The sequence below is a fragment of the Alteromonas sp. BZK5 genome (assembly GCF_014349115.1).
Lineage (GTDB): Bacteria > Pseudomonadota > Gammaproteobacteria > Enterobacterales > Alteromonadaceae > Alteromonas > Alteromonas macleodii.
In genome coordinates, this window is sequence record NZ_JACSOE010000031.1 from 18,926 (window position 1) to 37,906 (window position 18,981).

Sequence of the window (18,981 nt, forward strand, 5' to 3'; positions counted from 1 at the left end):
AGGCTAAAGCAAAGGAAAATAATGAAAAGCAATCAACACTCTGTACCGTCATTTTTTGATAACTTGTTTGGCATCGAGGCGATCGACAAATTTGTCGCAAAAGAATTTGGCTTTATTGATGAACTGGAGCAAGAAGAACAGTTTATTTGGGCTGGGATCTTAGCATACTTGTCGTATATGCAGCGCAATGGCCACAGCTGTATCTATTTAAAAGACATAGCGGGTACGACGCTTTTTAAAGAGGTAGTCGCAGAACAAGAGGCAGCCTTGGCGTTTGAAACGAATGAGCATAGCAGTAATGGGGCGGCGGCTGCTTCACTGACGCTGGTTGAACAAACCGAGCAGGAAAAAGCGCCCAAAGCAGGTGTTGACGTGCCACAACTAACACCGTTACTTAGAATTTTAAAAAGCGCACTGGTTAACGAGCAGGTGGCTCAACTATTTGTCTATAGCAACGGCAAGCTGTACAGCCGTCGCTACTATGAATTTGAACAAGAAGTAGCACGCAATGTTGTAAAACGAGCTGCGCTTACGCCGTTAAGTGATGAGGCAAGCGAAAAAGTAAAGCAACTTTGGCCAGCAATCTTTCCTACCGAAACAACCGATCGGCAAGATTGGCAGCAAATAGCGGTGGCGAAAAGCCTGATGCAGCGCTTTTGCGTTATAAACGGTGGGCCAGGAACAGGTAAAACCTATACTGTATTGCGCTTATTACTGGCGCTACAGGCTTGCGATGAAAACTTAAAAATTGTGCTGGCAGCGCCTACAGGTAAAGCGCAACAGCGTATGACCGAATCTATCATGAACAGCATAGACGGGCTTCGCGGCAAGTTGAACGACACAGTACTTAACAACGTGCCTACCGATGCTGTGACGCTACATAGATTACTAGGATTGCGCGAGCACGGTGTATCGACTAAGTTCAATCAGCACAATCAATTGGCAGCAGATGTACTTATTGTCGATGAAGCAAGTATGGTCGACTTAGCGCTAATGACGCGCATAGTACGAGCGTTACCAGACCATGCACGGCTCTATTTTATCGGTGATGCAGATCAGCTTCCTGCGGTTGAGCTTGGCAACGTGTTAGAGCAGCTAGTTAGTACCGGGCCAGCATGTTTTGATGACAACGCGAATGTGCCAAATGGCACAAACAGCGCACATAGCTCACTTAGTTTAAACAGTCATGACGACGCGTTTTCTTTAGGTGGCGTGCCATCGTCAATGCGTCAGCACATCGCTACGCTGTGCCCGCATTTGCCCCTGTTACCTGTTGATGAGCAGGCAAAAAGCTATGTAGCAACTCTGCAAGCACCGCAGCGCTTCAAGGGGCAGGTGGCAAAAGTTGCAACGGCCATACAGCGAGGTGATGCAAGCGGCGCACTTACTGCAATTAATGACCAGGCTGATGCCAATGACGAAAGTGCGGGTCTTGGTTCAAATACGGCATCGCGACTACAATCCGGCGTTCATCTATGGCCAGAACTCCAGGTTAGCGGCCGTGATTTACAACAGTTGGCCAAAGAAAGCTTCTTGCCTATTTTTGACGCTGGCAGTGCCGAAGAAGCGCTTAATCGCCTGAATGTGGTTAGGTGGCTAACCCCAGTCCGCAAGGGCGGAATGGGCGTAGAAGGCCTGAATAATTTGGTGTTCGATGCTATCAAGCACAAAATCAGAAAGCGGGAAGGCCATTTCTATCAAGGTCAGCCCATTATGATTGTAAAGAATCATCATCCTCAACGACTATCAAACGGTGAGGTTGGTGTAATCTGGCCTGACAGCAAAGGAAAGCTCTATGCGTGGTTTTACCAGGATAGTCAAGCTTCGGGTCAAAACGGTTCAAGTCAGAAAGCTTCGGCAAATGCGGGAGACAGTGCTGACAAGACGCTAGCGCAAAAACAAGCGTTGCGCAGCATATCGCTATCAAGAGTACCGCAGTTTGAAACTGTGTATGCCATGACCATACATAAATCTCAAGGCTCTGAGTTTAACCATGTCGTACTTATTTTACCTAAGCCTGATAGCGAGAAAGCCGCCAATTTATTTCATCGAGGCCTAGTGTACACAGGGTTAACCCGTGCTAAAGACGGCTGCTTAATCATCTCTGACAACGCAACATTTACCCACATGGTTCAACGGGTGGATAAGCGTTATTCCGGGCTGTCTGAAGTAATTAGCCTGCACTTAGAAAGCACATCAAACGCCACCCCAGAAATCGAATAAAAGAAGATGTACTCTGCCCTCCAAATTTTGGGGCAGAGTACACTTCTGTTTGGTTATTTTACTGGCGTAAAAAGGCACAGGCCGCGTTTGTTAATATCAATTGGGGTTTTGCTGATTAGATAAATGCGGGTGGGGGCAGTTACACGCAAAATTCCGCCTTCGGCATTTAAAAACTGTGAAGGCAAAAGTACAGACGTGTCTTCACTTTCTGAATTGTCGGTCTCGGCTTTCACTGCAAAGTGTGACAAACCGCAGTGATCCAGCCAACCTAATATATTATCTGGCGTTGCCACAAAATTATCGTGCTTCAATACGCTGCTATGTAGCGTAATATTCGCACCGAAGACGGGCTTATTCTCTATCGCCATTTGCGTGTTAGGCTTTAAATGCAGACGGTATAGTCCGTGTGCTTCAGGCACAATGTCATCATTCGCATCTGTATTATTCACTAACGTAAGCATACAAAGTTTCACAGGTTAGTTTGGATGGTTTTATTTTGGTGGACTTACGGCTAGCCTGCGTTGATGTGGATCAACTGCCCTCGGGTTTACGCACTTTGTATAAAAAATTAGGTTTCTTGTGCAACAAGCATCTCACCAAGACGCTGAATAGCTTCGGTGCGCGCAGCCTGCGTACTATCAATGAAATTAAAACGCAGGCAATGTCGATACTTACCTGTTATGGTTAGCACTTAAAATTGCCACTGGCCCCGTAGATGAGCCAGTAGACCTGGTAGAAAACAAAATTAAATCGACCAAACGTCAAGGGCCGCTCAAGTGGTGGGAAGGGGCATTATTCCAGTTAATTAACCCTAAAGCATGGATGATGGCGTTAGCCAGCGTAGGCACGTTTTCACTGCCTGGCGAGCACTACACCCAATCTGGTATTGCGATTGTTACCGCTTTTGCCATGATTGGTTTTCCAAGCATCTCGCTTTGGGCAGCGGTAGGCGCAAAAATACGCGTGTGGTTGAGTTCGCCAACTCGAAGACGGCAGTTTAACCTTTCAATGGGCGCGGCCACAGCAGCCACGATATTTTTGATAGTGTAACGGTTATATTAACTGGACGCTGGCCTTTTGGGTGTAAACCGATTGGCTGGTGTCTTTCAAAATTTTACAAAAGGAGCAGGTCTTCATGGAATTGAACCAAGTTACGTTACCCGTTACCAATATGGTCGAAGCGGTGGAGTTTTACCTTACACTTGGGTTCACTCAAATTGTAGATACACCGCATTATGCCAGATTCACCTGTCCTGAAGGCTCGTCCACTTTTTCGCTCTCTTTAGAAAGCGAAAGTGCTCAAAATCACAGTGTGATCTATTTTGAACACGAGGCGCTAGACGAGTTGTATACCTCTCTTGTGGAAAAAGGTATTCGTTTTGAGCAGCCGCCAACGCAGCAGCGCTACCTTTGGAAAGAGGCCATTTTAAGAGATCCATCTGGCAACAAAATAAAGCTGTACTGGGCAGGAGAGAATAGAGTGAACCCGCCTTGGAAAGTGGAAATAAAGCAGTAGCCATTTAGATAAGCTTCAAGAAAAACCGAGATAACCAGTGACAGACTCCCAAACTAGCGTGCACTTTCGCTTAACAAAGTTAGATGCCATGCAGGCGTATACGCTAAAACGAGAAATTGAAGGCGCTTACTTCAGTAAACGAGAAGAACTTGTAGATGAAAAAGGCTCAGGTGCGTTCATTGGCATGGTGCCTTTAAAAGAAAGCCTGTTTGACGAGCTCAATGATTACGTTATTCGCCAGCAAATTCAATATGATGACTGCGATATTTATGTTGAATCAAAAATTGCTAACGGTGATATTGCCGTGCCAAGGGTGGTAAACAAATTGCTCAAATACATCGACTGCAAGCTGACTTTCGCTTTTGCGAAGTAGTTTCAATTGAGGTGCGCTACCTAAGCGTGAACCGCCAAGGCAAGGTTGTGTCATCCCGTGCACCTAGCTTACCGGTTTGATCGTCTTTTGCGTAGTCTATGCCGATGCGAGGCGAACTAGTGATATGTTTACTAGCAATGGCATGGTTACTTTCCTCAATCCAAATCAAAGTGTTGTTCACTACAGGCTCACAATTAAGCGCAGGTGTTATCGCAAGAGCTTGTGTCAGCTTAGCTGGACCGTCACAACAGGTGTTTTTCCATGGCAAGATCCTGATGACCACGATAGGCTTCCGGTTCTGTTATCGCTTCCCCGGTTAGTACGCCGTCGACATTACTAAACAGGAAGTTACCAATGAGCGTCTTTGCTATATTGACGACATCGCTATCAGTGAAAAAAGAACGCTGCATTTTTCGTTTAGGTTTACTAATCAACAAATTAAGACGACTTCGTAATTTCGCTGTGAGATTTTAGCACTTTGCTACCGTCGTCCTGTTCAATGAGATATGCTGGGTCGCTGTCGCTAGCCTCTCGTTTTACCGACGAACCCTTAATCGTGCGCTCTACATCATTGGTAAATTTTTCTCTGATATTTCCCGTTGCACTACCGTTTCCCCATTCCCATTCTACTTCTGTGTTTACCGCATAATGTTTCATAATTATTCCCTAAGCCACTAAATCAACTATTCACTTAGTTGTTTAACGAAAAGAATAAGACCTGAGTTCAAAAAGGGGATAAATAAGGATGGTAAAAAAAGACAGAAGATTTGAAACCCTAAGAAAGGGTTTCAATTTGTTTTTGTTTGGGTAGTTGTTTTTGTGTGGCTGAACTCCCGGCGGTAGCAATAACGACTAAAGCCACTGCAAACCATTGTGAAAGCGTGAGGGTTTCATCAATAATGATGAACGCCGCTATGGCTGCAACGGCAGGCTCAACACTCATCATAATGCTGAAGGTTTGCTTAGGCATATTGCGCATTGCACTCATTTCTAACGTATACGGGATAGCCGACGAGAATACGCCTACAGCGAACCCGATGAAAATAGCCTGTGGCGAGAGTAAGGCGACACCTTGACTTGCAACGCCAATAGGCACTACACAGATAGCGGCCACTAGCATGCCTAATGTTACCGTAACACCGCCAGAACCTTCGTTGCCTGTTTTGTTTCCAAATACGATGTAACCGGCCCAAAACGCTCCGGCTGTAAGGGCAAGAATAACGCCGACGGGATCTAAGCTCTCGGCCGACGCGCCGCCAATATCGGGAAGCAGCAAACAAACGCCTGCAACGGCTAAAATAGCCCAAGCAAAGTCTCTCTTTTTTCTGGCACTAAAAAATGCCACAGCCAATGGTCCGGTGAACTCAAGCGCAACACCTATGCCAAGGGGAATACGCTCAATCGCAAGATAGAAGATGATATTCATTGCGCCTAAGCAAGCGCCGTAGAAAATAACGTTACGCCATCCTTTTGCGCTTAAGCGCGCTCTCCAAGGCCTAAAAATTATTGTTAACACCAACGCGGCGAAAAACGCACGAAGAGCACTGGTGCCTTCAGGGCCGACGATAGGAAAGAGTTGTTTCGCAAACGATGCACCAGACTGTATGGTTACCATCGCCAGAAGCACTGCGACTATGGCAAGTAAAAAACGTTGATTCACAATATATTGCAACCTGGATGAGACAAAACAGGATTATATTTGTTCTAAAACTGAAATGCTCGTTGATAAGGGAAAGTATTGAAAATTAAAAGGTGATAACAGCTAGTTTCATTATTTTAAACCAATGAGCCTTTTACTTTGCAGTTAGAATACACATGAAAAGTAAGTGAAATAACCAAGATCTGAATGGTGGGCAAAGCACAAGCGTGTATCATGATTATCTCGCACAAATAAATGGAATAAAGACATGGAAATGCGACAACTCTCTTCACCGATAGATATTAAAGGCTTTTCGGTGATTACCAATAATCACACTGAATTCTCACCACAGGGAAAGATACCCACACTTTGGCAAAGGTTTGATAATTCGATAGCTGTTGACTATAAAGACGGCGAGCGAGTGTATGGCGTGTATTTCAACTACGAATCCGATCATTCCGGTGACTTTTCCGTGTTGGCTGGGTTTGACGGTGACTCAGTGCCCGAACATTTAAAGGTTGAGCACATCACTATTCCCGCAGGAAAGTATCTCGTTTTTTCGCGACAAGGTGAAATGCCGCAAATTGCCATTGATGCATGGAGCGATATTTGGCGCTATTTCACAGAAGGAGGTGCCGAGTATGAAAGGACGTTTTCAATAGACTTCGAGCACTATGTGAATGGCAACCATATAGACGTTTATATAGCAATAAAATGACGTCATGTTAACTTTATAATAAAAAAACGGCGCTAATAAGCGCCGTTTTTATCATTGCTCAATATTACGTAAATTACATTTTGTACGCTACGGTAACGTATCCGAAGCGGCCAATGTTGTCGTACGCGCCGTCTATTGAACCCGTGCCTGTCGTGCCCGTCGGTAGCGCACGGTTAAACAGGTTATCAATACCCACGGTTAGGCTAACACCGTTAGCAAAGTTGTAACCCGCGGTCACGTCAGTCACAGCGTATGAAGGCAGTTCCATACGGTTGCTCGGATTTGGGTTACGCGCTAACTCTTGGTTGTCGTAAAGGCTTGAACGTTCTAGGTAGCGAGTTTTCCAGCTTGCTTCCCAATCACCACGGCTATAGTTGATGGTGAATACACCCTGCCAATCAGATTCACCTGCCGTACCTGCGTACTGATAGAATACTTCAGGGTTATCTTGGAATGGGAATTCTTTGCGGTCTTTAAGGTAAGTCGCAATCAAGCTAGTACGGAATGCGCCTTCTAGCGCGTCGAAATCATATCCTAGTTCGAAGTCGATACCCTTGGCTTCTTGACCCGCGATGTTCAATGCATAGCTACGAATCTGAGTGATTTCACCGGTAGTTCCATCACGGTCGATAAGGCCACAGTATACGTTGTTAATACCCGACTCAGAGTCAACACAGCGGTCCAAAATTGTTTGGCCGTCAATAGACGAAATCGCGTCTGTCAGCTCGATTTCCCAGTAGTCAACAGTAGCGGTAAAGCCTTCAAACCAGCTAGGAGTATAGACAACACCTAGTGTTTTAGAGATTGAGCTCTCCGCTTGCAAGTCGATGTTTCCACCGTTTACGCCTTCTAGCGTTGCTGAGTCGTAATCAGAGTTGAAATCTGCAGGGATACCTAACGCTGCACAGTTTGCAATGCGTTGGTCGGCGTTGGCTAAGTCAGCAAGGTTGTCTGTACGACATGGATCGTCTACGCGGAAGAAGGTTTGGCTTGCTTCACCATAAAGTTCACCGATGTTCGGCGCGCGTAGTGCAGATGATTTTGTCGCACGTAGACGTAAATCTTCATACACTTTCCAATCTAGACCAAGCTTCCAGCTTTTCGCGTTGCCAATCGAAGAGTAGTTGGCAATCCGCGCCGCAGTATCAAATGTCAGCATTTCTACGCCAGGGAGATCGGCAAGTAGTGGAATAGTAACTTCAGTAAATACTTCTGATACATCGTAATCGCCTTTATCTTCACCTAGAGTGTTGAAAAAGGTACCCGCTGCATTATCAGGTTCTTCAATTTCGCTTTTTTCTTTGCGATATTCAACACCGGCTGCAAAGCCAACGTATCCTGCAGGTAATTCATAAATACCAGAGTTTGCGATGGTTGCGCCAGCGTTGTATTGTTCAATTTTGCTTGTGCCAACTGATGTAGTATTGACGTAGTCAATTGCTTCTTGTGAAGGCTGACCAAAGCCCATAATGTTCAGCGGTACACAGCCGTCATCACTACCTGACGCACAAACAATGTTTCCATCGCCGTCAGTTATTGCGTTAAGTGCATTCTCGAAGTTTTGCAAAACAAGGTTGTTGCGGTTCTCACGCTCTAATTCAGTTTTGCCGTAGTTTACAAATGCCTCGTAGCTCCACTCGTCACCAATGTAGCCTTCAATACCTAGCACGTAACGATAAGTTTCACGCTCGTCTGCTTCGGTGCGGCGCCCTAGGTCAGTCATCATGCGGTTAAGCTGAATGCTGTCTAGTTCGTTTTCATCCATGTATGCGGCAACGCTATCATCTAGAAAGGCATTGTTACGATAAATGGTTGTCTCTGAGCCGCCATAGAAGAAAGCAGGCTGACCCATTGTAATTGCACGAGTACGCGCGTACTTAGCCTGTGCATACACTGTGGTGTCGTCGTTTAGCTCGTAGTTACCTTTTACATTTAGGTTAGTACGATCAAACTCAGGCTGAAGCTGCGTAAACTGGCGCAGGTTAAACGAATCACAGTTTGCGCAGAACGCACCGTCTACTTGGTCACCGGTGTAGATTTCGCGAATTGAACCGTCAGCGTTGAAAGTCTGAGAGTTGCCGCCAAAAACGCCAGAGTTGTTTAGTGTGTAGTAGCCCGCATTAGCAGTGTAAAAGTTGTCAGGAAATGCCGTTGAATTTAACTGGTCTTCACTGCGCTCGTATCCCATGATGCTTTCAAAGCTCATATTACGATACGACGTTGCAGTCCAAGGGTTGTCAAGGGCCTCTAAAGCTTCTTGTGAGCTGTATTCGGCTGCAAAAGCAATGTTGCCGCGATCATTGTCGAAGTTAAAGCCGTATGATGCTTGGTATTTATCGTTCTTATAACCGTTTTCCTGTGCAAAGCCTTGCGTCGCACTCACGTCGAAACCTTCAATGTTCTTTTTAAGAATGAAGTTAACAACACCAGTTACTGCATCTGCACCATAAACCGCAGAAGCACCGCCAGTAACGATTTCTACGCGCTCAATCCACGAAGTAGGGATGGTGTTGGTATCTACCGCTGCAGAGCCTGCTGAAGAAGATACGTGACGTTTACCGTCTACCAATACTAACGTGCGGTCAGTACCCATACCGCGTAGGTCAAGAATATTTAGACCGGCAGTTCCAATAAATTGACCTGAATTACCCAATGAGAATGTGTTTGCAAGTGAAGGAAGCTCATTAAGCACCTCACCAATGTTCATCGCACCTGAATTAAGAAGTGACTCACCAGAAATGGCTGTTACTGGTGATGGAGCGATAGCGCCCTGACGAGAGATACGAGAACCGGTGACCTGAATTTTTTCAACGTCAGCGCTTTCATTTGTTGAGTCCTGTGCAAGAACGTTGCCTGAGGTCAACGCGACACTTCCTGCTAATGCTAACTGAACTGCAGTTGCAATATTTTTCATGGATTGTTCCTAGTGAATTAGATTTACGTGCTTGTTGTTGGTTAACGCCCCGTAAATAGGCAAGGGCTAGCCAAATTGCATGCGTAGTTTTTACTTATGTTGCAATGGCGCGCATTCTAATTATCTAGTATTAAATAAATCAATTTTTTGCGGTGAATTAAATTCTAGCTATGAAAGAGTTAACTTAATTTTAAAGAATTTATAAATAGTAGGTTTAATTAATATTTTTAAGTTTTGTATTAATAATACTCAATAATTGTTTTTATATTGACCATGTGGTCGAAAAGTGTCTTTTTAGAGCTCTTATTAAGCGGTTTTCGTCTTATTTTTAATTTGCTTGGTTAATTTTGAGTTAGAAGATTTTTGCTCGTATATTGCACTAACTGAGTAAATTTAAACCGTGTATATTAAAGTTTCTTTTTTTAACGTGAATAATAGTTGTTTTGTCGCTGTTTTAAATCAGGTAATTGCTAATGTTGCTCATAAGTTAAATATTTGTTGCTTCTCCATGTGTTATATTTTCTCTCTTATTTCTTAATGATGTTTTTAATTATCCTTGATTCTGTAGAAACTATAAATAATGTAAGGGAGTTAACCTTAAATAAGGTCGAATAGATGAGAATAACGCTGATACTGTTTTGAACCGCTAGAAATAAAAAAGCCCACGTTGATATGGGCTTTAGTGCGCTTTCAAAATGCTCTTGCTTAACAAAAGTTTTGAGGCGTATTAAGCACTGAGCTTCTGAGCTAATTCCTGCCTTACTATTTCAGCGCCAGCGCTGAGCGCCTCAAGCTTGCCTCGAGCAACCTGTCGTGAAAGGGGCGCCATACCACAGTTTGTACAAGGGTAGAGTTTGTCGGCATCCACGTACTTTAATGCTTCACGTAATGTAGCTGCTACTTCTTCTGGTGTCTCTATTGTGTCAGTTGCAACATCAATAGCGCCCACCATCACTTTTTTGCCTTTAAGAAGCGAGATCAGTTCAATGGGTACATGAGAGTTATGGCACTCCAGAGAAACCATATCAATATTGGATTTTGCTAACTTAGGAAAGCTCTCCTCATATTGTCGCCACTCAGAGCCTAATGTCTTCTTCCAATCGGTATTAGCTTTGATGCCATATCCGTAGCAAATGTGCACTGCAGTTTCGCATTTAAGCCCTTCAATGGCTCTTTCTAAAGCGGCAATACCCCATTCATTGACTTCATCGAAAAATACGTTAAACGAAGGTTCATCAAACTGGATAATGTCAACACCAGCAGCCTCAAGCTCCTTTGCCTCTTGGTTTAGTATTTTGGCAAACTCCCACGCAAGTTTTTCGCGACTTTTATAATGGTTGTCGTACAGCGTATCAACCATCGTCATAGGGCCAGGTAACGCCCATTTTATGGGCTGATCAGTTTGGCTCCTTAAGAACTTTGCGTCTTCAACGAACACTGATTTTGGCCGTGTAACAGCATGGGTAACGACAGGTACGCTAGCGTCGTAGCGATTGCGAATACGTACGGTTTTACGGTTTTCAAAATCAACACCGTCAAGGTGCTCAATAAAAGTAGTTACAAAATGCTGACGAGTTTGCTCACCGTCACACACAATATCTATGCCTGATAGGGCTTGTTCCTGAAGCGTAACGCGAAGCGCGTCTTTTTTGCCTTCCACTAATGCTTCATCTTCTAGCTTCCACGGCGACCACAGAGTTTCAGGCTGTGCAAGCCACGATGGTTTTGGAAGACTGCCTGCAATAGAAGTGGGGAGTAGTTTTTTCATGTGATTCGCTTTCTTCTAATCAATAATTTGTATGGATGCGCGAAGGGCAGAACGTGCTGCCCTTATCATAGTTTTGTTGTCGCAACGTGTGCGGTTTGAATATCGCAAGTATCTAAATCAACGGATCAGGCATAGCTTGCTGTGAATTGCGCCAACTTGTGTTGATAAGGCTTTATAAAGTTCTCTTCTACGAACTTGCCCTGTTCAACGGCTAGATGAGTCCGCTCTTCACGGTCATAAACAATGCGAGTCACTGAGTGATCGCTATTTTTCAAGTTTGGTTTGTAGCTTAAACCTGCCTGGGCGTTAGCGTTATAAATCTCAGGGCGATAAATTTTCTGGAAGGTCTCCATCGTAGCAATAGTGCTGATAAGTTCTAAATTGGTGTAGTCGTTTAACAAATCACCAAAGAAATAAAATGCAAAAGGAGCAGCACTGTTTGGTGGCATGAAATAGCGCACGTTTAAGCCCATCTTCTTGAAATACTGTTCAGTTAGTGATGATTCATTAGGCTGATATTCAACACCTAAAACGGGGTGCTGATTTTCTGTTCGACGGTAGGTTTTATTGTCGGAAACGCTTAAACAAATGACCGGCAGCTTTGAAAAATGTGCTTTATAGGCTTCTGAATTAACGAAATACTTAAACAACTTTCCGTGCAGATCACCAAAATCGGTAGGGACACTGAACGAAGACTGGCCACGATTGTGATTAGATAGACGAACGCTAAAGTCATAATCGCGAACATAAGACGAGAAGTTGTTTCCTACAATACCTTGAGTGCGTTTACCCGTTTTTTTGTCAATTATATTGGTTTGTAAGATTTCGATAGTTGGGAATGTGTTGCCGTTACCCTCAACGTCGATATCTACCGACACAATTTCAAGTTCGACAGCATAGCGATCGCCACTTTCATTATCCCAGTTAGCCAGTGCATTGAAGCGGTTGTTTATCATGCTTAGTGCATCGCGCAAATTTTCTTTGCGGCGTTGACCACGAGCTAAATTGGCGAAGTTGGTGGTGATGCGTGTGTTGTCTGAAGGGCGATAATCTTCATTAAACTGAACGCTGTTAATAGTAAAAGAGAAATCTGTGTTCACGTTGTTGTTCATGAGAATGCGCTTCTATTCCTAAAGTTAAACCGAGTAGTGAGACTGCTGTAAAAGCTATGAACACGTTATACGTTGATTTAACTATGAATAAAAATGACTTATTTTCATTTTATCATGAAATATTGTCATGTATTGGGCGGGCGAAGAGCTAGTCGCCTACTATTGAGGCGGTAGATCTTTACTTGAAGTTGAGGTTTGCCACGAAATGCACAAATGATGCGTGTCTGATAGAACGTAATCATCACCGCCACAGTGACCAGTTTTTGTATGTGGCGGTCTATCCGCCACTAATGATTGCGTAACGCATCAATTAATTCGTCTTTGCTCATGTTAGAGCGACCTTCAATGCCGACTTCCTTGGCCTTTTGATACAGTTCCTCTTTAGTGCGATCCTCGTACTTTTTGCCTTTTCCACCATCTTTAGAAGGGGTTTGTTCGCTATTGGCTTGCGCATTGGCAATGCGCGCCGACTTCTCTTTGCTATAGCCTTCGTCGCGAAGGGCTTCGTAAGTGTCGTCGTTTTTAATTTGGTTGCCGTGGTCCTTAGCCATATTTAACTCCTGTTTTGCATACTGAGTAATCGATTAATGTTTCGTCGTAATTCTTACTCTGTATTTATATAGATGGATTACACAGTCGTTTAAAAGGCAGGCTTCAAGTGCGAAGAACCAATAGCGAGAGAGTGCTGCGCCTTTAACATCAGAAAAAATGTCATTCATCGCAAACGCCAAAAACGACAAAATAACGCTGCACCGTAATGTAACGACTTAACGCGTTAAAACTTCTTATGTTGTCAATTTTAGTGCGCCACATGCACGTAAAAAGTGCAATTATGTCAATGGTTTAGGTTTTTTATGCTATTGCGCGTTCAAAATTAAGCCTTTAGTCTAAAGTGAATATAGACGGAAGACAGAGCGAAATATGAATAAAAATGAACAACAGAGCACCGTGAATTCTTCACGCCGTAATTGGTTAAAGTCAGTGGGATTAGGTGCAGGCGCGGTAGCGCTAACGACCAGCGTTGACAGTATTATGGGCGACCTTCGTGCCGCAGGGATGCAAACTGAACACTTTCCGTCTGCTACCCCCAATGTAAACGATGGTCTTATTCGCTTATCGTCAAATGAAAACGCCTTTGGGCCGTCAAAAAAAGCCGCAAAGGCAATGCAAAGCGAGCTTTTAAACCTAGCGCGTTATACCGACGCTACGGTTGAAGTGTTAGCGCAAAAAATTGCTGAGCAAGAAGGCGTATCTGCTGAGCAAATCGTAATTACGAATGGCTCTTCACCTATTCTTTTTGGCTATGCGGACTGGATCACCAAAAACGGCAATAAGCTGGTAACGTCTATGGCAACCTACGAAGGCGTACCACGTGGCGCTGAGTTTATGGGGGCAGACGTGACCTACGTGCCGCTAGCCAATGATATGACTTTTGATCTAGATGCAATTGAAGCAGCAGTAACCGAAGATACGACTGCTGTGTACGTATGTAATCCAAATAATCCGACAGGGAGCATGGTAGATGCGGCGAAGCTTACCGCTTTTGCAAAACGCGTATCGAAAAAAGCACAGGTTTTCATCGATGAAGCCTACATTGAAATGTCTGATGCTTACCCAGCTAATGTGCAATCGAAGCTAGTAGCTGAAGGGTACAATGTGGTGATTTGCCGCACCTTCTCTAAAATTCACGCCATGGCGGGACAGCGTCTCGGTTACGCCATCATGCCTGCTGAGCAAGCTAAAACAATGGGCGGTATGCTGCGCATGGGTGGTGTGAATTACCTGGCATTAGTAGCGGGTATGGCGAGTATGGACGACCACGGAAACTTAAACACGATGCGTTCGCGCATTAAAACTGAGCGTGAAAAGTTAGTGAAAGTAGCCAAAGAGTTAAAGCAGCCGTTTGCGCCAAATCCACAAGGGAATTTTATTTACATGGATACGGGCATGCCGCACGATAAATTTGCAGAAAAGATGAAAGCTCAAGGTATAAAGGTTGTAGGGCGCACGTGGCCTGGGTACGACTCATGGTCACGTATTAGCGTAGGGACACCTGAAGAAACTGACGCGTGCGTTAAAGCATTAAAAGCGGTACTCGCTTAAAAAACAACAATAACACCTAGCGTAGAGAGAAAAGGCTGAACGCAATTTGTGTTCAGCCTTCGTTTTTTGAATCGCTATTTCTCGATAGCAAATGTTAAGCCTGCTTTTTCTTCTAAACGGCGGATAAGCTTGTTACCAAGTGCTGCCGCAGGTGTGAAGAAACCACCAGATAAACTAACGTCTTTGCACAAGCAAAGGGCAGATTCTGAAATCATTTTACTGGTAGAGCCGTAGCCTGGATCCTTGTCGCCTTTTACCGATACGGCTAGCATATCACCATTGGTAGCGGTACCCACAAACATGACATCGTAAAAGCCATTTTCGCGCTCTTCTTTGCTCGGGCCTTCACCTGGTTTAGGGCCATCATCACTAGCAAGCGACTTATCTTTGGCAACGTGATTCGCCATGGCTTCACCTTTCTCACCTGGGCCGGTCATCATCATTTCATCGTATTGGAAGTTTTTGCCGTAGCTATATCCGCCCAGATAGTTAGTGCGATGAACGTTTTTCGTATTAATAGCCGCCATAATAAATGGTGCAACCCATGTGCCTAATTGCTCATCGAAGTAAGGTTTATTGCCGTCGGGCTGTGGCTGATTTGATGCGCCGTCGGTTAACGAATGCGGGTTAATAAGCGCCGCCATCACAGACTTATCTTTGTGCGCTGCCGCCATAGTTGCTTTCAAGCTGGCCGCGGTTCCGCCAGAAAAAGTGCCCTGCATTTTGCGAACGCGACCCTTTACATATTCAATGACATGGCCAGTTTGCTTTTTGGCATGTTCTTGAAGGTAGTGCACACCAAGGTCAAAAGGCACAGAGTCAAAGCCGCACGAGAACACAATGTTTGCGCCGGTTTCTTTAGCTTTCGCTTCGTATTTGTTGATCATTTGGTGCATCCAGGCTGGCTCACCGCAAAGATCTGTATAGCCGGTGCCGTTATCGACACATGCAGAAAGTAATTTTTCACCGTAAATTTGGTATGGACCTACGGTGGTAAGTACTACCGCCGTGCGCTTTGTCATAGCGTCAAGTGCATCGGCATCATCACCGTCGGCGACAATGCTTACAACATTGTCACTAATCCCTAACTCTTGTTTTACGTCGTTCAACTTGGTTTCGTTGCGGCCTGCCACTGCCCATTTAACGCTGCTGTCGCTGCCATACTGAGCCTGAAAATATTCAGCTACTAACTTACCCGTAAAACCTGTAGCACCGAAAATAACTACATCAAATTCCCGTTCGTTACTCATTGTTTTGTCCTGTTTTATCTCGTTTCGACACGTGTCATCAATATGCGTTACTCAATATACGCACAAGCACCCATATCTATCATTTTTTTCGGTAATATTTGTCTATTCACGAAATTAAATGGTGAGCATAAAAAAGCGTTAGCTTAATGATTCTACAAACTCAGCAAGCCGTGAAAGCCCTTCCTCCAAGCGTTCAATGCTAGTGGCGAAAGACAGTCTTACGTAATGGTTGGCATTGTGCTCACCAAAATCATTACCCGGCGTAAGCGCTACGTGATGTTGTGAAAGTAGGGCATCACAAAATTCAATTGCAGTTAAGCCCGTATGTTTAATATTGATGTAGGCGTAAAACGCACCGTCAGGCTTTGCATCTAAACCAAGCCCCATATTTTCAAGTGCACTAAAAACAAGGGAAGCACGCTTTTCCAGCGTATGGCGGTTTTGCTCGCATTGCGCCAATGCTTCTGGTGTAAAGCACGCAAGAGCGGCTTTTTGCGATAGGGTAGAGGGGCAAATAAACAAATTCTGCGCGAGTTTTTCAACGATGGGCGTCATTGCTTCAGGTACCACACACCAGCCAAGACGCCAGCCGGTCATGCCAAAATATTTGGAAAAACTGTTTATTACGACCACTGTTTCTTCAAGCTGTGCATTGGCAAGTACGGTTTGAAGTTTGGTATCAGTGCCTAAGGTCGATTGGGAAGCGAATGTATCATTGCGTACATCAAGATCAGCCGAAAGCGATAGATCCAAGTAAATTTCGTCAACAATTAAAAAGCCACCTTTGGATTTGCAGTACTCGCCAATTTTAGTCAACTCTTCTGCATCTATAACCGTACCAGTAGGATTGGCAGGTGTTGCAATAAGTACACCTTTCGTGTTGTGCTTCCAATTATCGGCAACACTTGTTGCGGTTAGCTGAAAGTTATCCTCACTGCGTGTTGGTACCAGCGTTACCTCTGCGCCAAATGCGTTTAAAAAACGTCGGTTACAAGGGTAAGAAGGGTCGCCCAATATCACGTTGTCGCCTGGTTCAACCAAGGCAGCACTTGCCAAAAGTAAAGCGCCAGAAGCCCCAGCGGTCACGACCACTCTAGAAGGGCTTACCGCTACGCTATGTTTAACTTCATAAAAGCGTGCAATGGCTTCACGTAGTTCAGGCATGCCCAGCGCCGAGGTATAGGGAAAAACTGGGGCATTTAAGCTTTCTTTCATTGCGGCGAGGACTGCCGCGGGTGCGCCGAAATCAGGCTCGCCTAAATTAAGTCTTATAACATCTTTACCTTGCTGTTCTAGTGCCGTGGCTTTTTCGCCATAGGCCATAGCAAGAAACGGAGAAATCGCCGTAGCGCGAGAGGCAAACTTCAAAATAAACCCCTTATTAGTAGTGCCAATTCAAACTGTACCGCAATTAGGGATCACTCTTGGTTATGATTCAAGGGAATTCTTCGAGAAGTACAATTAACTCGCTGACTTACTTCATAGCTAACTATTTAAACGAACAAACTTTTCGGCCAACTCGTCTAGTGATTCTTTATTGTGCGGGTCAGGCTTAACAACATCTATTGGGCATACCGCTACGCAAGTGGGCGCATCGTAATGCCCCACGCATTCTGTACAGCGTAATGGGTCTATTTCATACACTTTACTGCCCATGCTTATAGCGGCATTAGGGCATTCAGGTTCGCACATGTCGCAGTTAATGCAGCTATTAAGAATAAGCAGTGCCATGCATTATGCCTCGCTCACGTTTTCGGGTGTTACTGCGTTAGCCGCTTTTCGAAACGGATTGCGGGTATCAACGCCTTCATCTAAATTTCGCAGCAGTAGGGCAAAGTTTAAAGACACATCGCTAGGAATTGGTATTCTTACTTGGTGTCCTGAACCTTTAGCATCCTTAATAGAATGGTTTCTCTTATCCAGCATCTCATTTAGAGTAAAGGTAATGTTGCCGCTTGGCGTCATCAACTCGAGCGAGTCACCTACACAGAATTTGTTTTTAACATTTATAATTGCATAGCCAGACTCTTCACAACGATCAATCACTTCACCAACAAATTGCTGTTTATCGCTGACTGAGTGGCCATACTCATAGTTCTGATACGCGTGGTGTGCATGGCGACGCAAGAAACCTTCGGTATAACCTCGATGAGCTAAAGTTTCCAAGCTTCCCATTAATGTACTATCAAAAGGCTTTCCTGCTACCGCGTCGTCAATTGCTTTTCTATAGACTTGAGCGGTTCGGGCACAGTAGTAATGTGATTTAGTGCGGCCTTCTATTTTTAAACTATGCACGCCCATTTGGGTTAACCTGCCAACATGTTGCACGGCACGCAAATCTTTAGAATTCATAATATAGGTGCCATGTTCGTCTTCAAAAGCTGGCATCAGTTCTCCAGGCTTTTCCTTTTCTTCTAACATAAACACTTTGGGGCTTGGCGTGCCTTCACCAAGGGTAGGAATTACCACTTGAGGTGCTGTAACTGCCTTATTAATCTCACTGGTTAGAACGATGTCGCCAGTTTCGTTTTCCTCGCCTGCCTTAACATCGTAAGACCATCGACAAGCATTGGTACAAGTGCCCTGATTCGGATCGCGTTTATTCATATATCCAGACAATAAGCAGCGGCCTGAATACGCCATACAAAGCGCGCCATGCACAAATACTTCTAACTCCATGTCTGGAACATGTTCGCGAATAGTTTCAATTTCTTCCAAAGAGAGCTCTCGAGACAAAATAACGCGCTCAATACCTTGTTTCTGCCAAAACTTCACCGTGGCGTAGTTCACCGCATTGGCCTGCACACTCAAGTGAATAGGCATTTCAGGGAAGGCGTCGCGCACCATCATAATAAGCCCTGGGTCCGACATAATTAACGCATCGGGCTTCATAGCAATTACTGGTGAAATATCTTTTAAGTAGGTACCTAGCTTACTGTTGTGCGGAGCAATGTTGCTTACTACATAGAACTTTTTACCTAAAGCATGTGCTTCTTCTATGCCTATCGCTAAGTTTTCAAGGCTGAATTCGTTGTTTCTTACGCGAAGCGAGTAGCGTGGCTGCCCAGCATAAACAGCATCAGCGCCATAGGCGAAAGCGTAGCGCATGTTGCGTAAGCTACCCGCAGGTGCAAGCAACTCTGGCGCGATTAACGTTTGGTTTGGCAATGTTGAAACTGAGTCTTCACGTAGGTTAGAAGAGCTGCGATTAGGTGATAATTTTGAAGTCATAGATAAAAACCGCTACTAGACGCTTTAAACAAGGCGGCGGATTTTATAAGCCGTAAAATACCTCTACAACTCAAACAAAGCTTGGTGTTGACCAAGATCAAATAATTTGTTGTCGCTTGTGTTTTTGAATGTTT

The 18,981-nt window shown here is 44.6% G+C and carries 20 protein-coding genes; 6 read left to right on the forward strand and 14 right to left on the reverse strand.

Going from position 1 to position 18,981, the window contains the following annotated elements:
* The first annotated feature begins 21 nt into the window (after window positions 1–21).
* Complete coding sequence (recD, locus tag BIZ39_RS10855; protein ID WP_187446959.1) at window positions 22–2,223, forward strand: exodeoxyribonuclease V subunit alpha; 2,202 nt, start codon at window positions 22–24, stop codon at window positions 2,221–2,223.
* 53 nt (window positions 2,224–2,276) lie between these two features.
* On the opposite strand, the gene BIZ39_RS10860 is transcribed toward recD, so the two are convergent.
* Together BIZ39_RS10860 and BIZ39_RS22245 are read right to left on the reverse strand one after the other, a co-directional pair.
* Entirely contained in the window at window positions 2,277–2,684 is a 408-nt protein-coding gene (locus BIZ39_RS10860; protein WP_039216512.1) for a hypothetical protein, read from the reverse strand.
* A 107-nt stretch (window positions 2,685–2,791) separates the two neighbouring features.
* Window positions 2,792–2,914, reverse strand: a complete 123-nt coding sequence (locus tag BIZ39_RS22245) for a hypothetical protein (protein ID WP_257721542.1) — start codon at window positions 2,912–2,914, stop codon at window positions 2,792–2,794.
* Between the two features lie 134 nt (window positions 2,915–3,048).
* Here BIZ39_RS22245 and BIZ39_RS22250 point away from each other — a divergent pair, with 134 nt between their 5' ends.
* From BIZ39_RS22250 to BIZ39_RS10875, 3 genes are all read left to right on the forward strand, one after another.
* Complete coding sequence (locus BIZ39_RS22250; RefSeq protein ID WP_230962113.1) at window positions 3,049–3,273, forward strand: hypothetical protein; 225 nt, start codon at window positions 3,049–3,051, stop codon at window positions 3,271–3,273.
* A gap of 85 nt (window positions 3,274–3,358) precedes the next feature.
* Entirely contained in the window at window positions 3,359–3,739 is a 381-nt protein-coding gene (locus BIZ39_RS10870) for a VOC family protein (RefSeq protein WP_039234794.1), read from the forward strand.
* A 37-nt stretch (window positions 3,740–3,776) separates the two neighbouring features.
* Complete coding sequence (locus tag BIZ39_RS10875; RefSeq protein ID WP_049587648.1) at window positions 3,777–4,112, forward strand: hypothetical protein; 336 nt, start codon at window positions 3,777–3,779, stop codon at window positions 4,110–4,112.
* A 16-nt stretch (window positions 4,113–4,128) separates the two neighbouring features.
* Here BIZ39_RS10875 and BIZ39_RS22255 read toward each other — a convergent pair whose 3' ends face one another.
* The 4 genes from BIZ39_RS22255 to BIZ39_RS10890 all read right to left on the reverse strand — a co-directional run bounded on the left by BIZ39_RS22255 (window position 4,129) and on the right by BIZ39_RS10890 (window position 5,772).
* Window positions 4,129–4,395, reverse strand: a complete 267-nt coding sequence (locus tag BIZ39_RS22255) for a DNA-3-methyladenine glycosylase (protein ID WP_231514295.1) — start codon at window positions 4,393–4,395, stop codon at window positions 4,129–4,131.
* Window positions 4,355–4,522, reverse strand: coding sequence for a DNA-3-methyladenine glycosylase (locus BIZ39_RS22260; RefSeq protein WP_262385750.1), 168 nt, complete (start codon window positions 4,520–4,522; stop codon window positions 4,355–4,357). The genes BIZ39_RS22255 and BIZ39_RS22260 overlap by 41 nt, the downstream gene beginning before the upstream one ends.
* A 28-nt stretch (window positions 4,523–4,550) precedes the next feature.
* Window positions 4,551–4,769 (reverse strand): DUF2945 domain-containing protein, encoded by a 219-nt coding sequence (locus tag BIZ39_RS10885; protein WP_014949794.1) that lies wholly within the window; start codon window positions 4,767–4,769, stop codon window positions 4,551–4,553.
* Between the two features lie 118 nt (window positions 4,770–4,887).
* Complete coding sequence (locus BIZ39_RS10890; RefSeq protein ID WP_080986407.1) at window positions 4,888–5,772, reverse strand: EamA family transporter; 885 nt, start codon at window positions 5,770–5,772, stop codon at window positions 4,888–4,890.
* A gap of 247 nt (window positions 5,773–6,019) precedes the next feature.
* Between BIZ39_RS10890 and BIZ39_RS10895 the strand changes: the two genes are divergently transcribed.
* On the forward strand, window positions 6,020–6,469 hold the full coding sequence (locus BIZ39_RS10895; protein ID WP_049587216.1) for a GyrI-like domain-containing protein: 450 nt from the start codon (window positions 6,020–6,022) through the stop codon (window positions 6,467–6,469).
* Between the two features lie 73 nt (window positions 6,470–6,542).
* Here BIZ39_RS10895 and BIZ39_RS10900 read toward each other — a convergent pair whose 3' ends face one another.
* From BIZ39_RS10900 to BIZ39_RS10915, 4 genes are all read right to left on the reverse strand, one after another.
* Complete coding sequence (locus BIZ39_RS10900) at window positions 6,543–9,383, reverse strand: TonB-dependent receptor domain-containing protein (protein ID WP_014949791.1); 2,841 nt, start codon at window positions 9,381–9,383, stop codon at window positions 6,543–6,545.
* Between the two features lie 727 nt (window positions 9,384–10,110).
* Window positions 10,111–11,151: a methionine synthase gene (locus BIZ39_RS10905; RefSeq protein ID WP_049587218.1), complete on the reverse strand. Its 1,041-nt coding sequence runs from the start codon at window positions 11,149–11,151 to the stop codon at window positions 10,111–10,113.
* 125 nt (window positions 11,152–11,276) lie between these two features.
* Window positions 11,277–12,251, reverse strand: coding sequence for a DUF1852 domain-containing protein (locus tag BIZ39_RS10910; RefSeq protein WP_049587291.1), 975 nt, complete (start codon window positions 12,249–12,251; stop codon window positions 11,277–11,279).
* 299 nt (window positions 12,252–12,550) lie between these two features.
* Complete coding sequence (locus BIZ39_RS10915) at window positions 12,551–12,814, reverse strand: Rho termination factor N-terminal domain-containing protein (RefSeq protein ID WP_014976784.1); 264 nt, start codon at window positions 12,812–12,814, stop codon at window positions 12,551–12,553.
* Between the two features lie 370 nt (window positions 12,815–13,184).
* On the opposite strand from BIZ39_RS10915, the gene BIZ39_RS10920 reads away from it, so the two are divergent.
* Window positions 13,185–14,366, forward strand: a complete 1,182-nt coding sequence (locus tag BIZ39_RS10920; protein ID WP_187446960.1) for a pyridoxal phosphate-dependent aminotransferase — start codon at window positions 13,185–13,187, stop codon at window positions 14,364–14,366.
* Window positions 14,367–14,440: 74 nt separating this feature from the next.
* On the opposite strand, the gene BIZ39_RS10925 is transcribed toward BIZ39_RS10920, so the two are convergent.
* The 4 genes from BIZ39_RS10925 to yegQ all read right to left on the reverse strand — a co-directional run bounded on the left by BIZ39_RS10925 (window position 14,441) and on the right by yegQ (window position 18,724).
* Window positions 14,441–15,616 (reverse strand): saccharopine dehydrogenase family protein, encoded by a 1,176-nt coding sequence (locus tag BIZ39_RS10925; protein WP_187446961.1) that lies wholly within the window; start codon window positions 15,614–15,616, stop codon window positions 14,441–14,443.
* Window positions 15,617–15,754: 138 nt separating this feature from the next.
* The gene (locus tag BIZ39_RS10930; protein ID WP_187446962.1) at window positions 15,755–16,984 is read right to left on the reverse strand and encodes an aminotransferase class I/II-fold pyridoxal phosphate-dependent enzyme; all 1,230 of its coding nucleotides are present in this window, start codon (window positions 16,982–16,984) and stop codon (window positions 15,755–15,757) included.
* Between the two features lie 117 nt (window positions 16,985–17,101).
* Entirely contained in the window at window positions 17,102–17,347 is a 246-nt protein-coding gene (locus tag BIZ39_RS10935; protein WP_069944478.1) for a YfhL family 4Fe-4S dicluster ferredoxin, read from the reverse strand.
* A gap of 3 nt (window positions 17,348–17,350) precedes the next feature.
* Window positions 17,351–18,724, reverse strand: a complete 1,374-nt coding sequence (gene yegQ / locus BIZ39_RS10940) for a tRNA 5-hydroxyuridine modification protein YegQ (protein ID WP_410369561.1) — start codon at window positions 18,722–18,724, stop codon at window positions 17,351–17,353.
* Window positions 18,725–18,981: the final 257 nt, after the last annotated feature.

Coding starts and splice junctions, on each gene's coding strand:
- recD (WP_187446959.1), top strand. CDS start 22: ATGAAAAGCAATCAACACTCTGTACCGTCATTTTTTGATAACTTGTTT.
- BIZ39_RS10860 (WP_039216512.1), bottom strand. CDS start 2,684: ATGCTTACGTTAGTGAATAATACAGATGCGAATGATGACATTGTGCCT.
- BIZ39_RS22250 (WP_230962113.1), top strand. CDS start 3,049: ATGGCGTTAGCCAGCGTAGGCACGTTTTCACTGCCTGGCGAGCACTAC.
- BIZ39_RS10870 (WP_039234794.1), top strand. CDS start 3,359: ATGGAATTGAACCAAGTTACGTTACCCGTTACCAATATGGTCGAAGCG.
- BIZ39_RS22260 (WP_262385750.1), bottom strand. CDS start 4,522: ATGCAGCGTTCTTTTTTCACTGATAGCGATGTCGTCAATATAGCAAAG.
- BIZ39_RS10885 (WP_014949794.1), bottom strand. CDS start 4,769: ATGAAACATTATGCGGTAAACACAGAAGTAGAATGGGAATGGGGAAAC.
- BIZ39_RS10895 (WP_049587216.1), top strand. CDS start 6,020: ATGGAAATGCGACAACTCTCTTCACCGATAGATATTAAAGGCTTTTCG.
- BIZ39_RS10900 (WP_014949791.1), bottom strand. CDS start 9,383: ATGAAAAATATTGCAACTGCAGTTCAGTTAGCATTAGCAGGAAGTGTC.
- BIZ39_RS10905 (WP_049587218.1), bottom strand. CDS start 11,151: ATGAAAAAACTACTCCCCACTTCTATTGCAGGCAGTCTTCCAAAACCA.
- BIZ39_RS10915 (WP_014976784.1), bottom strand. CDS start 12,814: ATGGCTAAGGACCACGGCAACCAAATTAAAAACGACGACACTTACGAA.
- BIZ39_RS10920 (WP_187446960.1), top strand. CDS start 13,185: ATGAATAAAAATGAACAACAGAGCACCGTGAATTCTTCACGCCGTAAT.
- BIZ39_RS10925 (WP_187446961.1), bottom strand. CDS start 15,616: ATGAGTAACGAACGGGAATTTGATGTAGTTATTTTCGGTGCTACAGGT.
- BIZ39_RS10935 (WP_069944478.1), bottom strand. CDS start 17,347: ATGGCACTGCTTATTCTTAATAGCTGCATTAACTGCGACATGTGCGAA.
- yegQ (WP_410369561.1), bottom strand. CDS start 18,724: ATGCGCTACGCTTTCGCCTATGGCGCTGATGCTGTTTATGCTGGGCAG.